Origin of the sequence: Bowmanella pacifica, assembly GCF_014645355.1 — a bacterium.
Lineage (GTDB): Bacteria > Pseudomonadota > Gammaproteobacteria > Enterobacterales > Alteromonadaceae > Bowmanella > Bowmanella pacifica.
Window position 1 is genome coordinate 638,537 of record NZ_BMLS01000002.1, and the last position, 14,472, is coordinate 653,008.

Annotated in this window: 18 protein-coding genes; 11 read left to right on the top strand and 7 right to left on the bottom strand. The window is 50.0% G+C overall.

The window, feature by feature from the left end:
* Positions 1-31: 31 nt before the first annotated feature.
* On the bottom strand, positions 32-400 hold the full coding sequence (locus IEX02_RS08950) for a VOC family protein (protein ID WP_188693436.1): 369 nt from the start codon (positions 398-400) through the stop codon (positions 32-34).
* A gap of 146 nt (positions 401-546) precedes the next feature.
* Here IEX02_RS08950 and IEX02_RS08955 point away from each other — a divergent pair, with 146 nt between their 5' ends.
* A complete protein-coding gene (locus tag IEX02_RS08955) occupies positions 547-1,275 on the top strand; it encodes a 16S rRNA (uracil(1498)-N(3))-methyltransferase (protein WP_188693438.1) in 729 nt (242 codons plus the stop codon).
* 118 nt (positions 1,276-1,393) lie between these two features.
* Positions 1,394-2,821: a sensor histidine kinase gene (locus IEX02_RS08960; protein WP_188693440.1), complete on the top strand. Its 1,428-nt coding sequence runs from the start codon at positions 1,394-1,396 to the stop codon at positions 2,819-2,821.
* Positions 2,822-2,856: 35 nt separating this feature from the next.
* On the opposite strand, the gene IEX02_RS08965 is transcribed toward IEX02_RS08960, so the two are convergent.
* Together IEX02_RS08965 and IEX02_RS08970 are read right to left on the bottom strand one after the other, a co-directional pair.
* Positions 2,857-3,501 (bottom strand): response regulator, encoded by a 645-nt coding sequence (locus IEX02_RS08965; RefSeq protein WP_188693443.1) that lies wholly within the window; start codon positions 3,499-3,501, stop codon positions 2,857-2,859.
* Positions 3,498-4,628, bottom strand: a complete 1,131-nt coding sequence (locus tag IEX02_RS08970; RefSeq protein WP_188693445.1) for a sensor histidine kinase — start codon at positions 4,626-4,628, stop codon at positions 3,498-3,500. Before IEX02_RS08970 ends, IEX02_RS08965 begins: the two co-directional genes overlap by 4 nt.
* 146 nt (positions 4,629-4,774) lie before the next feature.
* On the opposite strand from IEX02_RS08970, the gene IEX02_RS08975 reads away from it, so the two are divergent.
* The 5 genes from IEX02_RS08975 to IEX02_RS08995 all read left to right on the top strand — a co-directional run bounded on the left by IEX02_RS08975 (position 4,775) and on the right by IEX02_RS08995 (position 8,511).
* Positions 4,775-5,503 (top strand): hypothetical protein, encoded by a 729-nt coding sequence (locus IEX02_RS08975; RefSeq protein ID WP_188693448.1) that lies wholly within the window; start codon positions 4,775-4,777, stop codon positions 5,501-5,503.
* Between the two features lie 174 nt (positions 5,504-5,677).
* Positions 5,678-6,634, top strand: a complete 957-nt coding sequence (gene gshB / locus IEX02_RS08980) for a glutathione synthase (RefSeq protein WP_188693451.1) — start codon at positions 5,678-5,680, stop codon at positions 6,632-6,634.
* A 28-nt stretch (positions 6,635-6,662) separates the two neighbouring features.
* Positions 6,663-7,220, top strand: a complete 558-nt coding sequence (locus IEX02_RS08985) for a YqgE/AlgH family protein (RefSeq protein ID WP_188693454.1) — start codon at positions 6,663-6,665, stop codon at positions 7,218-7,220.
* Positions 7,221-7,258: 38 nt separating this feature from the next.
* Positions 7,259-7,690, top strand: coding sequence for a Holliday junction resolvase RuvX (gene ruvX / locus IEX02_RS08990; protein WP_188693458.1), 432 nt, complete (start codon positions 7,259-7,261; stop codon positions 7,688-7,690).
* Between the two features lie 89 nt (positions 7,691-7,779).
* Complete coding sequence (locus IEX02_RS08995; protein ID WP_188693462.1) at positions 7,780-8,511, top strand: substrate-binding periplasmic protein; 732 nt, start codon at positions 7,780-7,782, stop codon at positions 8,509-8,511.
* Between the two features lie 32 nt (positions 8,512-8,543).
* Here the strand turns inward: IEX02_RS08995 and IEX02_RS09000 are convergent, their stop codons facing one another.
* From IEX02_RS09000 to IEX02_RS09015, 4 genes are all read right to left on the bottom strand, one after another.
* Positions 8,544-9,023 carry an aminoacyl-tRNA deacylase gene (locus tag IEX02_RS09000; RefSeq protein WP_188693464.1) on the bottom strand — a complete coding sequence of 160 codons (480 nt, stop codon included), beginning with the start codon at positions 9,021-9,023 and terminating at the stop codon, positions 8,544-8,546.
* Between the two features lie 77 nt (positions 9,024-9,100).
* Complete coding sequence (locus IEX02_RS09005) at positions 9,101-9,376, bottom strand: putative signal transducing protein (protein ID WP_229702165.1); 276 nt, start codon at positions 9,374-9,376, stop codon at positions 9,101-9,103.
* Positions 9,377-9,415: 39 nt separating this feature from the next.
* Positions 9,416-10,528: a PilT/PilU family type 4a pilus ATPase gene (locus tag IEX02_RS09010; RefSeq protein ID WP_188693470.1), complete on the bottom strand. Its 1,113-nt coding sequence runs from the start codon at positions 10,526-10,528 to the stop codon at positions 9,416-9,418.
* Positions 10,529-10,539: 11 nt separating this feature from the next.
* Entirely contained in the window at positions 10,540-11,577 is a 1,038-nt protein-coding gene (locus tag IEX02_RS09015) for a type IV pilus twitching motility protein PilT (RefSeq protein WP_188693472.1), read from the bottom strand.
* Between the two features lie 118 nt (positions 11,578-11,695).
* Between IEX02_RS09015 and IEX02_RS09020 the strand changes: the two genes are divergently transcribed.
* From IEX02_RS09020 to IEX02_RS09035, 4 genes are all read left to right on the top strand, one after another.
* Positions 11,696-12,397 (top strand): YggS family pyridoxal phosphate-dependent enzyme, encoded by a 702-nt coding sequence (locus IEX02_RS09020; RefSeq protein ID WP_188693475.1) that lies wholly within the window; start codon positions 11,696-11,698, stop codon positions 12,395-12,397.
* 60 nt (positions 12,398-12,457) lie between these two features.
* A complete protein-coding gene (gene proC / locus IEX02_RS09025) occupies positions 12,458-13,276 on the top strand; it encodes a pyrroline-5-carboxylate reductase (RefSeq protein WP_188693477.1) in 819 nt (272 codons plus the stop codon).
* Between the two features lie 21 nt (positions 13,277-13,297).
* Positions 13,298-13,846 carry a YggT family protein gene (locus tag IEX02_RS09030; protein ID WP_188693479.1) on the top strand — a complete coding sequence of 183 codons (549 nt, stop codon included), beginning with the start codon at positions 13,298-13,300 and terminating at the stop codon, positions 13,844-13,846.
* Positions 13,847-14,078: 232 nt separating this feature from the next.
* Positions 14,079-14,435: a DUF4426 domain-containing protein gene (locus IEX02_RS09035; protein WP_229702166.1), complete on the top strand. Its 357-nt coding sequence runs from the start codon at positions 14,079-14,081 to the stop codon at positions 14,433-14,435.
* The last annotated feature ends 37 nt before the right edge of the window (positions 14,436-14,472 follow it).

Genomic DNA, 14,472 nt, shown 5'->3' on the forward strand with positions numbered 1-14,472 from the left:
TGTACACACCGGCCGACGCCCGTTAACTAAGTTATTGCAAGGAGTGCAATCCAATCATATTGCCATCTGGATCCAACACCAAACTGATAAAGCCATACTGGCCAATAGACATTTTACTGCGCTGCACTTGCCCACCGGCTTGCACCACCCTGCTTTCCTCAGTCGCACAGTCCTGGCAACTGAAATACACGAGCGTACTGTTGCCTCCAGATGCCACGCCAGGCATACAAACCAAGGCTCCAGCAGCACCGTATTGCGTCATTTCACTGGGGAAGGCCCACATTTCAAACTCCGCAACAGGTAGTTTCTCCAGTGACAGTGCCAACACCGACTCATAGAACTCCTTTGCCCGCTGCAGATCTTGCACATAAATCTCAAACCATCCAACCGGGTTTGTCATGCCATTCACTCCGTGCATTAAGATAAGTGATAAGTATGTCTCAGCAAACGCAAATCGCCAGCCTCAAGCATGTCTGACAAGGTGCATAGCGCCGGACTTTGCCTTAGACTAGCCAACCTGATGTCATAAACTGCCCCACAAAATCCATGCAAATTCCAAGAATATTCTGCTCAGGGCTGCTAGCTGTTGAGCAAACAGTAGAATTAGATAAAGACGCCGCTAATCATGTGGGTAACGTACTCAGATTACGTGAAGGCCACCCGCTGGTCTTATTCAACGGTGACGGTAACGAATACCCCGCCACCCTGCACAAGGTGGAGAAACGTAGCGTTTGGGTGCAAGTAGATGCCAAGTTACAGATGAGCTGCGAGTCGCCATTACGAATTCACTTAGGCCAGGGCATATCCAAAGGCGAACGCATGGACTTTGTGCTACAAAAATCCGTGGAACTCGGCGTGACGGAGATCACTCCCTTAATCACCGAGCGCTGCGTAGTGCGACTGGATGAGCAGCGCTGGCAGAAAAAACACCAGCAATGGCAGAAAATCATCCAAAGCGCTTGTGAACAATGTGGGCGCAATATTATCCCCACACTGCACCCGGTTACTCCTCTGTCTCAATGGCTACAACAGTCCACTAACGAACTGCGCTTGACTCTGGATCCACGGGCAGAAAAACGCATGGCCGATTTAATGCCGCCAACTCAGGGACTGAGATTATTGATTGGCCCTGAAGGCGGCTTTGCCGAACAGGAACTTTACCTTACCGAGCAAGGGGGCTTTCAGCCTGTACTGCTTGGGCCACGGGTACTGCGCACAGAAACAGCAGCATTAACAGCCATAGCTAATCTGCAAGGGCGTTTTGGTGATCTCTAAGCCACTTAAGGCAAAAGTAAACACCGTAAATTGAGACGCTAACAAAAAAGTTGAGTGTTTTATGTCCAGCAGGCATGCTTGGCAGTCCAACACGATGCCTTCATCATGGAAAAAATACATGCCAAGTTTAGCTTCTGTGCATAGTCAGCTGGAAAGCCGAGATCTGAGCGCCATTTGTCAAACTGCCGTAGAAACGGGCCGCAACAATGCTTTTAACCTATGGGTAATTGGCGCGCCGTTGGATAAGGTGCTGACGGCACTGGTCAGTGCGATTGAAGACGCCAGCGAAGATTTACGCTGTTCCATTATGCTAATGAATCCCAATGGCAAAACCATGTCCTCACTGGTTGGCCCCAGTATGCCGAAGGATTATATGCAGGCCGTTGACGGGATTGAGATTGGTCCAACCGTCGGCTCTTGCGGTGCCTGTGCTTATCTTCGCGAGGTGGTGGTTGTATCCGATATTCAAAGCCACCCCAATTGGGCGCCCTACAAAGCTATATGCCAGAAGGCAGGATTACGGGCTTGCTGGTCAAGTCCGATTTTAGCCACCGATGGCCGTATTTTGGGTACCTTCGGTATGTATTACTCCACGGTCAGGGAGCCAACTCCTCAGGATCTTGAGCTGATTCGCATAGAGGCCAGTATAGCCTCACTGGTGATCGAGAAAATGCAGGCATCAGAGCAGCTCAATCAAGCTAAACGCGATCTTGAGCAACAAGTGCAACAACGTACCAGAGAATTAACCCTGTCCAATAAAAAGCTGCGCCAAGCACTGGCTCAGCGCTCAGAGGTGCAACGGCATTTATTGGAAATTGAGAATCTCGCTTCTCTGGGTAGCATGCTGTCGAGCCTGACTCACGAGGTAAACACGCCGATAGGGGTCGCCGTAACAGCGGCCAGTCATCTACGAGGCCAATTGCACAAGACCAATCAGTTGTTTGTACAAAACCAGCTTACCCGCTCCGCGCTCAGGGCCTTTTATGCCGAGTCGGCAGAAGCCATGCAGATCATAGAACGTAATCTGCAGCGCAGCGCCGAACTGGTCAGCACGTTCAAACAGCTCTCGTTAGATCAACACAATCAGGAAGTACGTACTTTTAATCTGAGTAGTTATGTGTGCGAAATCCTGTTGTCGCTGAAACCCAAGCTCAAGCATCACAAATTGCAGTTCTGCCTGGATCTCAACCCCGAATTGGAAATAGACAGTTACCCTGGCGCCATCAGTCAGATTCTGGTCAACTTGATAATGAACTCTGCTCAGCATGCCTTTGATAAACATCAGCCAGGTCAGATACACCTGAACGTTACCCAACAAAATGGCCAGCTTAACTTGCAATACCAAGACAATGGCAAGGGTATGAGCCGGGAAACCCTCAGCCATATCTTTGACCCCTTCTTCACCTCCGCCAGGCAAACCGGAGGCAGTGGACTAGGACTGCATATTTGTAAGGATCTGGTGGAAAAAGTGTTGCAAGGGAACATTCAATGCCAATCTTCACCCGGCCAGGGAAGCCTGTTTCATATCTGCTTTCCAATCAGATAGCCGGCGTTTGGGCTGCCATTTTAACTGCGGCGGATTTAAATCAACCCCGCTTCAATGGCTTTCAACACCGCCCGGGTGCGGTCTCTGACGCCTAGCTTCGCCAACAAGCTGGATACTTGGTTCTTAATAGTGCCTTGCGACTTAAACAGGGCGTCGGCAATTTCACGGTTACTGCATCCCCCCGCCATCAGATGCAGAATTTTACGTTCCGCCTCAGTCAAGGGCTCCGGGGTTTCGTAGCTCTCAAAGTGTTGCTGTAAGCCCTGTAGTCCTTGCAATATTTTCTCTGTCACCGCAGGCTGAATCAGGGTTTGCCCGCCATGCACGGTTTCAATGGCATCCACCAGGGTTTCAAGGGAAACATCTTTCAACAGATAGCCCTTGGCCCCGGCCTGCACCGCTTCCAACACCAATTTATGATCATCAAAAGTGGTCAGCATAATTACCGGCGAACACAAACCGGCTTTTCGCATAGCCCGCAGGGCATCGACCCCGGACATTCTTGGCATACGGATATCCATCAGGATCACATCCGGATGACAAGTATCAACGGCCTGACAAACCTGATCGCCGTCACTCGCCTCTCCCACCACCTGAAGATTCGCCGACAGCGACAACAAGCTCTTAATCCCCTCTCTGACCAGGGTTTGATCATCAACCAATAAGACGCGAATGCTCATGAAGCCACCGGCAGACTGGCATAAGTGCAAAGCCCCTGCTGATTAAACATAAACTCGACTTTTCCTCCCAGTTCCTCAATTCGCTCGCATATGCCCTTGATGCCATTGCCTGGCTGCAAGCTTTTTTGCTCCCCGCCGTTGTCTTGCATATGCAGCATCAGCGCATTGCCGCTTTGATAAAGGTCGATACGCATGCGATTAGCTCTGGAATGACGTAAGCTGTTGGTTAGGCTCTCTTGCACACACATGAGCAAAGCATGCGCCTGTTCCATATCGTCAAGCTCCACCTGACAATCCAGGGCCACCTCAAGTCGGGGTACTTCACGCGTTAGCAGTTCCAGCGCACTTTTCAGATGAATCGACGACTTCTCGCGAATCTCAGACACGGCTTCGCGCACGTCACTGAGTAACAAGCTGGCGATGGCATGACATTGTTCCACAGACTGTTTCACCTCTCCTTCAGCCTTACGTGATGCCACCTGTAAATTGATGGATAAAGCGGTTAAATGGTGGCCGAGCAAATCATGGATGTTGCGCGCAATGCGGGTACGCTCCGCCTGTTTGTTGGCTTCACTGAGCAGCGCCTGAGTAGCCATTAGCTCACGGTTCAATTGATTTGCTGCCTCCTTGGCTTTTTTCTCCTGCAATGACACATTGACCATCACCAGGGCGAACACATTAAAGGTCCAGTACAACAACGCACTTAGCGCAGACATCTCTTCCTGCCAATAAAACTCACCAATAAAATAGGCCGCTGAAGACCAAAGAGGAGAAAGAAAGAACGCCCGCCTGAATGAGATGAAATAGGGCAATAATGCCGACCAAATCACCATTAAAATAGCGTTGTACATGTAGGGACTGATGAAATAGATAGCTAACACCACCAGGAACAACATACTCAGCAGTGTCACTCTGACCTGCCACTCACGTTGATAACATTGCTCACGCGTGGCCAGCATGAACAACACTATATAGCCCAGGTATAAGCCAGCCAGCAGGCTCACGCGCCAGTGTGTCCAACCCAGACTCTGCTGCATAAAGTACAGTGACGAACCTGCTACCATGGCCCAGGTTATCAAGGCACTGACAGTCTCCACACTCAAGCGGTAAGGCCCCAATTTAAACATAGTTGAATCTCCCCTTTCAGAATACAACTTACCTGCCCACCTCCCCCTCGCCAATAGGCCAGAAGTCATTTTTAAACTCATGACCTTTGACACTGATGGACACACTGCCAATGCACTACGCTATCCGAGGTAACTGGAGAGATGCCATGAGTTTACTTTATTCATTGTTGTTGATGCTGCACATCATGCTTGGCAGCGCTGCGTTGCTGTTGTTTTGGATCCCGGCCTTTACCCGCAAAGGTAGCCTGGATCATGTCAAATTTGGGCGATACTACGCCAATACCATGTACATGGTCGCTGGCAGCGGCTTGTTAATTTGCCTATTGGTATTAGCGGCTCCCCTGCACATTCACGGCAATAACCAAAGCGTTGTCGATGTAAACCAGGGCGTGCTGAATATTCGTCTGTTTGCGGTATTTTTGCTGTATGTGAGCTGGTTAACACTTACCAGTGTGCGTCACGGCATGCTGGTGCTGCGCGTCAAACAGCATCGCCACTTACTGCGACGTCCCATGCATCTGACCTGGCTTGTGGGGCTGACCATTGGGGGACTGGCATTACTGGGTCTGGGACTGTGGTACAGCAAAGTATTACATATTATCTTTGGCGTGTTGGGCGCCATAATTGGTGGCCAGATGTTGCTCTACTGCTTTCGCCGGCATATTACGCCACGTCAGTGGTGGATCGAACATTTAGGTGCCATGATAGGCTCTGGTATAGGTGCCTACACTGCCTTTATCACCTTTGGCGCCCGGCAACTTCTGGCCGGAGCTGGTTACTGGCAACTGCTATTCTGGGTTGCTCCTGGTGTGATTGGCGCCCTGGTTATCGGTCACCTATCGCGAAGATACCATGCACAATTTCAAGGGAAATGAATATGAAAACAGTTCTGACGATGGCATTGCTGATAAGCACCGACAAAAAGCTGGCTAAAGCGGTGAAGAAAAAACTCAAATCCTTGTGAGAAGGCGATTAGTTCGTAGGTCCTATTGAAATTACTTGGCAGAATGCCTATTTAAGACGTTCTGCCCGCCAACCAAGGAATTTCTGTGAGCCTGAAACTCGGTATCGTGATGGACCCTATTTCGTCTATCAACATCAAGAAAGACACCAGCTTTGCCATGTTGCTGGAAGCCCAGCGTCGTGGCTACGAGATCCAGTATATGGAAATGGCCGATTTGTACCTGGATAACGGTATTGCTAAGGCCAGTATGCGCCCACTTAAGGTGCAGGAAGATCCGGCGAATTGGTATGAACTCGGTGAAGTATCCCATCGTGAACTTGCCGAGCTGGACGTACTGTTGATGCGCAAAGATCCGCCTTTTGACAGCGAGTTTCTGTATGCCACGCAATTGTTTGAGTTGGCATCAGCGCAAGGTCTGTTGGTGGTTAACAATCCACAAAGTCTACGCGACTGTAACGAAAAGCTTTTCGCCGCCTGGTTTGCCGAACATTGTCCGGCCACCCTGGTAACCCGCCAGTCAGGGCTAATTCGTCAGTTCCACCAGCAACACAAAGACATAATCTGTAAACCCCTGGACGGCATGGGCGGCGCCTCAATTTTTCGCATCAAAGAAGACGGCAACAATCTTGGCGTAGTAATAGAAACGCTCACCAATCACGGTACGCGTTTATGCATGGTTCAGGAATACCTACCCAGTATCAGCGACGGCGACAAACGCGTGCTGGTGGTTAACGGTGAAGTCATACCTTACTGCCTGGCCCGACTCCCCAGTCAGGGAGAAACGCGCGGCAATTTAGCCGCTGGTGGCACAGGTCGCCCCCAACCCATCAGCGACAGTGACCGGCGCATTGCCGAGGCCATTGCCCCCACGCTGGTAGAAAAAGGACTATTCTTTGTTGGACTGGATATCATCGGCGATAAACTTACCGAGATTAATGTCACCAGCCCGACCTGTGTCAGAGAAATTGAAGCCGCTTATCCCGTCAGTATCACCGGCATCTTGTTTGATGCCATTGAAAAACAGGTAAAGAGCGCCATATAAGGGAAGAGTCCGTTGTTCAGAGAGTCATATGCAGAGCTTTGAAAATCATTTTCTTATCGCCATGCCAAGCCTGGAAGATCCGTATTTTTCCCGGTCATTGACCTATATCTGTGAACACAACGAGCATGGTGCCATGGGTATAGTGATCAACCAGCCAACAGGTTTACACCTTAAAGAAATGCTTAAACAGGTGGATGAGTCCATTCAGGTGGATGAAGACAAGGCCGAGCAAATCGTGTTAGCTGGCGGTCCGGTGAGCCCAGATCGCGGTTTTATCCTGCATAGTACTCAACCAGGCTGGGCCTCCAGCCTGGCACTGACATCTGACATTATGGTGACCACGTCCAAAGATATTCTGGCGGTACTGGGCAACAGCAAGGCTCCCGAAAAATGCCTGGTGGCATTAGGTTATGCCGGTTGGAGCGCAGGACAGTTGGAAGAAGAAATCCAGCATAATTCCTGGTTGTTGATCGAGGCCGATAGCGATTTATTGTTTAATGTCCCTATTCACAAAAAGTGGCAGGCGGCCGTGCAAAAGTTAGGGGTCGATATCTGGCAACTCGCACCGGATGTTGGTCACGCTTAGTCCAACAGCCAATCCCCAGCAGGCAAAACGAAATCAATATGACCACATCCAACCGTACCTTATTAGGCTTTGACTTTGGCACTAAGAGCATTGGTGTTGCAGCCGGGCAGGAAATCACTGGCACGGCGGCCCCACTGGCAGCATTAAAAGCCGTGGACGGTATTCCGGATTGGTCTAAGGTTGAAGCGCTGTTCGCTGAATGGCAACCTCATCTGGTAGTGGTGGGCCTGCCGCTGAACATGGATGGCACAGATCAGCAAGTTACCCACGGGGCACGTAAGTTTGCCAATCGCTTAAACGCCAGATTTAAGGTTCGTGTTGAAACCTGCGATGAACGCCTGACCACCGCAGATGCCAGAGCCAGGCTCTTTGAGTTAGGCGGGTATAAGAAGCTGGACAAGCAGAAAGTGGATAGCGTCGCGGCCTGCTTAATTCTGGAAAGCTGGATGGCGGAACAGCTTTATTCCTGATTGACCTGCCAAGGCATATGATAAGTCGTCGCTATGGTTATTTACGACTATGCTGATAGATATGCTAGCTGCGCAGCGATGTCGTTCCCATGTGCTTAAGAGTCTTACTTTTTGCCCTGCTAACTGGTAGTTGCCAAAGCGCAGAACTACTTAGGTTTGCGGTATATGATCCGGGCTTCCCCCCTTACCTCTTCGTTGACCAAACAGAAAAAACGCGCGGTATTGTCCCTGACTTACTGGAAAACTTTGCCGCAGAGCAAAACATCACCTTGGACTACGTGCTGGATAATCGCCATGGCGGAGAACAGCGACTGTATGCCGGACAAGTTGATGCCATGGTGCTAAGTCCGGACTGGACTCGTCATCCCGAAAAACTGCTATTCAGCGACGAAATTATTCCCTATACCGACTATTTATTCAGGGTTGATAAAAATAACCGAGCCAGTCACTGGCAGCCTGGAAATAGTGTCTGTACGCGCGAGTACTATGTGTACCCTGCACTCAACGAGCTCTTTGTATCAGCAAAGCTGATACGTATTGATGCATCCAGTGAAGAAGCACAAGTACGTATGCTAGAAAATGGTCGCTGCGATTATGCTTACCTAAATGAACTGATAGGGTATTGGCTGGTACAGGAACGATTTCCACATCTGCATCTCACCACTATTGATTCGAATAAGGCGGTGGATAGCCTGAGACTGGCCTTCACAGCACAACAGGCAGAGTTACTGCCAAGGCTCAACGCCTATATCAAACAACAAAAGCACAATGGTAACCTTCGCCGCATTGTTCGAAGCTACGTTCGCACCCTGCCGAAATAAAGACATGTGGGCACAATGCCCACATGTGGGAGTTAATGATACAACTGATGGCTGAAATGACCCGAACGGGTATGGGCCATCATGCGACCAAATTCCTGCTGCGACAGGTGAACTAAAGATCGGTGATCACCGCCCTCAATATACACATCAGGCAAACTGCCCAGGCTGTCATCCCAAATACAATCCAGATTAAACGCCTGCGGAAACGGTGGTACAGCGCCATGTTCACAATCATCAAAGCACTGATAGACCTGCTGTTCCTTCATCAGGTGATACTGACCATCCAGGGTGTCATTCAAGGCGCTTAGACTTAATTTGCTGTCGGCGGGCAGAATCGCCATCATCCGGTGACCCTGACCGTCTTCCAGCATAACCGCCTTGGCGATTTTTGCTGACGGAACCTGCGCGGCAATCGCCGATCCCAGCGAACTGTGCGAGGGATGGTGGGTAATGACCTCATATTTCATATCAAGGTCATTCAGATATGACATAACACGTTGGGACAAACTCATAGATACCTCCCGGCCACTTGTTAGTTGTCCACTATGAAGTATAGGCCAGACGTATCAATTAGCAGGGCTTACCAGGCTTAATCAGGTCGCTCGCTGTCACACTGCCAGCACAGTTCAAAACCCGCCCCATTTTCTTCTCCGCATTGTCGGCAATACCAGGCGCTGCCTTGCTGCTGGTTTTGCCAGTCTTCCAGTATTTGCCTTGCTTTAGGCATCCACTCATCATCCGTTAGCCACACCTCCGGCCAGCAATCGAAGGGGGACAAATCCCCCATAGCACCAATGGCATACTCGTTTTTGACAAAACAGGGGATGCCACGGCTGATGAGCAAATCCCTGATTTGCCAAACCATAAAACGGTCTTCATGACAGTAAAGCCGCAGCAAAGGGACTTAGTCCAGATCAATAGACACGTTCGACAAAGAACCCAGTCCCGGGCCATCATCTTTGTCGAGCTTAATCATCAAACGCAAGTCATTAGGCGAGTCTGCATGGTGTAGCGCCTGATCCAGATTAATCCGCCCCGCTTTGTATAGGTCATACAACGCCATATCAAAGGTTTGCATGCCCATTTCTTTGCCCTTTTGCATGGCTTCCTTAAGGCCGCCAATCTCATTACGTTGAATCAAATCGCGCACAAAGGGAGACCCCATTAAGACCTCGATAGCCGCCACCCGCCCTTTACCATCAGCGGTAGGTACCAGTTGTTGTGCAACGATGGCCCGCATGTTCAGGCTCAGATCAAAGCGCAGCTTTTCATGCTGGTCAGGCGGCGCCAGGTGCATTATGCGCTCGATGGCCTGGTTAGCATTGTTGGCGTGCAAGGTGGCCACACACAAATGACCGGTATCGGCAAAAGACATGGCGTATTCCATGATTTCCATGGAACGGATCTCACCGATCAGAATGACATCCGGCGCCTGACGCAGTGAACTTTTTAATGCATCGTCAAAAGACTGAGTGTCAATGCCCACTTCCCGCTGCGTTACCACGCAATTGGCATGCTCATGGACAAATTCGATAGGATCTTCGATGGTCAGAATATGGCCGTGTGAATTTTGGTTTCTATGTCCGATTAGCGCAGCCAGGGAGGTGGATTTACCTGTACCTGTAGCACCCACAAACAGCACCAGCCCGCGTTTAGACATGATGATATCTTTCAGTACCTGAGGTAATCCCAACTCTTCCACTTTGGGGATCTGCGTGACGATGCGGCGGATAACCATACCGGCCAAATCACGCTGCCAGAACGCACTGCAACGGAATCGTCCTACGCCATCCAGTGCCACCGCAAAGTTACACTCTTTGGTCTGTTCAAACTCGGCCCGCTGCTTCTCCGACATCAGGCTTTCCACCAGCGCCAGAGACATATCAGCTGAAAGCGGTTGGTCATCCAAGGGCGTCATCTTACCGTTGACTTTCACGCTGACCGGAAAACCCACGGTAATAAATAAGTCTGATGCACCGCAGTCCACCATACCTTGTAAATAAGGCTGCATCATCATGCCAGCGTCTCCTAGAATTTAGGTTGCTTATCGATGGATTTCGCGGCCGCATCCTGAGCAGTGATCTGCCCCATGGCCACCAAGCGCTGTAAACATTGATCCATAGTCTGCATCCCGTGGGCCTGACCTGTCTGAATTACCGAATACATTTGCGGCACTTTGTCTTCACGGATCAGGTTACGAATGGCCGGTATACCCAACATAATTTCATGGGCCGCAATCCGCCCTCCGCCAACTTTTTTCAGCAGAGTCTGTGAAATCACCGCACGCAAGGATTCAGACAACATGGAGCGCACCATTGATTTTTCCTCGGCCGGAAACACATCAATGATCCTGTCGATGGTCTTAGGGGCTGAGTTAGTATGCAACGTACCAAACACCAGGTGACCAGTTTCAGCCGCCGAGATGGCGAGTCGAATGGTTTCCAGGTCACGCAATTCACCCACCAGAATGACATCCGGGTCTTCACGCAATGCGCTGCGCAATGCGTTGTTAAAGCTATGGGTATCGCGATGCACTTCACGCTGGTTAATCAGACTCATCTTATTGTCGTGAACAAATTCGATAGGGTCTTCGATGGTCAGGATATGCTCGCGCTTGTTGGTATTGATATGGTCAATCATGGCAGCCAGGGTGGTACTCTTACCTGAGCCCGTGGCACCGGTCACCAGCACAATACCTGTGGGCTGGTTAATAATTTCTTTGAAAATCTGCGGAGCGCCCAACTGATCCAAGGTCAGTACTTCACTGGGGATGGTACGTAACACCGCCGCCGCACCGCGGTTTTGTACAAAGGCATTAACCCTGAAACGAGCCAAGCCTTTAACCTCAAAGGAAAAGTCGGTTTCCAGATTTTCTTCGTATTCCTTGCGCTGCTTGTCATTCATGATTTCATAAACCAGCGCGTGTACTTGCTTATGATCCAGTTCAGGCACATTGAGGCGGCGCATTTCGCCATCAACCCGGATAATAGGCGGTAGCCCGGCGGACAAATGCAAGTCAGAGGCCTTATTCTTGACACTAAAGGCTAAAAGTTCGGTAATATCCACAGCCCACTCCATTTGTTAACTGTCTGAAAAGACAAGATGTACCACAGAAAACTGGCAAGTTCGGTATGCCTTGACATAACCTTATGTCGGCAACCCGATTCAACCCTAAGATTCACTCATGAAAACCATAGCAGAACGACTACAAAGCGCATCTGAAACCATCAGCGATCTGTGTCAGGCGCTCAACAAATCACCAGCACAAGTTCAGTTGCTGGCCGTCAGTAAAACTAAACCGGCGGCGGACATATTGGCAGCCTATCAGGCAGGTCAGCGCCGGTTCGGTGAGAACTACGTGCAGGAAGGCGCTGAAAAAATCCAGGCCCTGCACACCTACCCTGATATCGAGTGGCATTTTATCGGCCCTCTGCAGTCTAATAAAACCCGAATTGTGGCCACACATTTTGATTGGGTTCAGTCCGTAGACAGACTCAAGATTGCCCAACGTTTAAGCGAACAACGTCCAAATGATAAAGCACCACTGCAAGTGCTTATTCAGATCAATATCAGTCAGGAACAAAGCAAAGCCGGCGTTGGCGATGAAGCGGCGTTGCTCACGTTGGCCGAGCAAGTTAACGCGCTGCCCAAGCTGACCTTGCGTGGTTTAATGGCGATTCCCGCTGCCGATTTGGATGAACAGGCACAGGAACAGGTTTTCACGCATCTACACCAGTTGTTTCGCTGCCTACAACAGCGCTATTCACAAGTTGATACCCTCTCCATGGGGATGTCAGGCGATATGGCGGCAGCCATCAAAGCTGGTTCGACTATGGTAAGATTGGGGACAGCGATTTTTGGTGAAAGGGTAAAACAGCCCAATTAGCCTAAATCATGAAGAACGGCACTTTGTGCCCAAATTTGTACAACAAAAATCGGGAGAAACATGCAACACAGAAAAATTACCTTTGTCGGCGCCGGCAACATGAGCCGCAGTATTATTAGTGGCATGGTCAAAAGCGGCTACCCCGCAGCATTGATTACCGCCAGTAACCCTTCCAGACCCAAGCTGGATGCGCTACAGCAGGAATTTGGTATTGCAGTTTGTCAGAACAATGTAGACGCCATTGCCGATGCCGATGTGGTGGTCTTGGCGGTAAAACCTCAGCTAATGGAAGAGGCCACAGGTCCCTTACAGCAGACATCGTTGGCCGGGAAGTTGTTTATTTCCATTGCCGCAGGCTTACCGGTGGCCAGAATACAAAACATGCTGGGCGGCGCTTACCCCATAGTACGTACTATGCCTAATACACCCAGTGCAATGGGATTAGGTATGACAGGTTTGTATGCTGATGCGCAGGTAAGTGAGGCCGACAGAACATTTGCCGGCGATTTGCTGGCGCAGGTGGGAAAGATCACCTGGGTTGACGAAGAAGCTATGCTGAATGCGCTTACAGCCGCAGCCGGTAGCAGCCCAGCGTACTTTTTTCTGTTTCTGGAAGCCATGCAGGACAAAGCAATGGCATTGGGCTTTGATAAAGACACCGCCCGTTTGCTGGTAGAACAAGCTATGCTTGGCGCGGCTCACATGGTTTGTCACAATCCTGAACTTGAATTATCCACCCTGCGGGCCCAAGTTACATCCAAAGGCGGCACCACCGCAGCAGCTATCGACCAATTCGAGCAACAGGGATTACGAAACCTGGTTGGCGACGCAATGCAGGCCGCGGTAGACCGAGCCGGTGTGATGAGCAAGGCGTTTTAATTTTTCATCTAGGAAAGCAGCATGAGTTCTATGCAATTTTTGATTGGTACCTTGTTTGATCTCTATCTGATGGTGGTGATCCTGCGCTTGTGGTTGCAAATAGCCCGCGCCGATTTTTACAACCCCTTCAGCCAATTCGTGGTCAGAGCTACCCACCCTTTGGTTGGCCCCATGCGTCGAATTCTGCCGTCTTTTGGCAATCTGGATACGGCCACACTGGTACTGGCTCTGATCGTGGCCTTTGCTAAACTCACTGTGATGAACTTCGTATTAGGGGCGAACAGCTGGCAGGTGTTTAACCCGCTGGCCTTGCTCCTTGGCTCATTAATTGTATTGGTCAGTCAGACACTGTCGCTGATGTTCTGGATCCTGATTATCCGGGCCATCCTGAGTTGGTTCAGCCAGGGACAAAATCCCATGGAAATGGTGCTGTACCAATTGACCGAACCCTTGTTGGCACCAATTCGCCGAATTCTGCCCCCAATGAGCGGGCTCGACCTGTCGGTCTTGGTCGCGATTATCGCCATTCAATTTCTGACCTTTTTACTACGAGATCTGGGGTTGGCTTAACCTCAGTCCTAACCTCTCAAAATGCGGCCCGTTGATGGGCCGCCCTTTTCCACACCAGCCACATAAAAAGCCACGCTCATGTAGAAATTCTACTTTCTTATCATAGCCATATACCAACATGGCGGACTATACTTACCCCATATGTGGCTGTGTGAGAAAACCGATGAGAATGTTTAAGATCCTTGCTGTATTTTGTGCCCTGTGCCTGACTTCCCTCTCCCAGGCAGAACAAATGAAACAGTTAGGAATATGGGACGTCCACTACATTGCCCTGACCAGCAGTTTTCTGACCCCAGAAGTGGCCAGAACTTATGGTATTCAGCGCAGCAAATATAATGCCTTGGTCAATATTTCGGTACTGGATAGCACCAGTAAGGAAGCGCAGAAAGTTCTGGTGACCGGAACCGCAACCGACTTAATGGGCCGCAGCCAGACACTTGAATTCAAAGAAATTACTGAGGGTAAGGCGATTTATTATATTGCGACCCTGTCTTTTCGTTATGAAGAAGACATTAAATTCGATATCAGGCTAGCCAAAGGCAACACTGAGCAGAAACTAACTTTTCAGCAGAAGTTATATATTGAATAACACACTCATTCTCAGTCTCTTGTCCTTGGCAGATTAA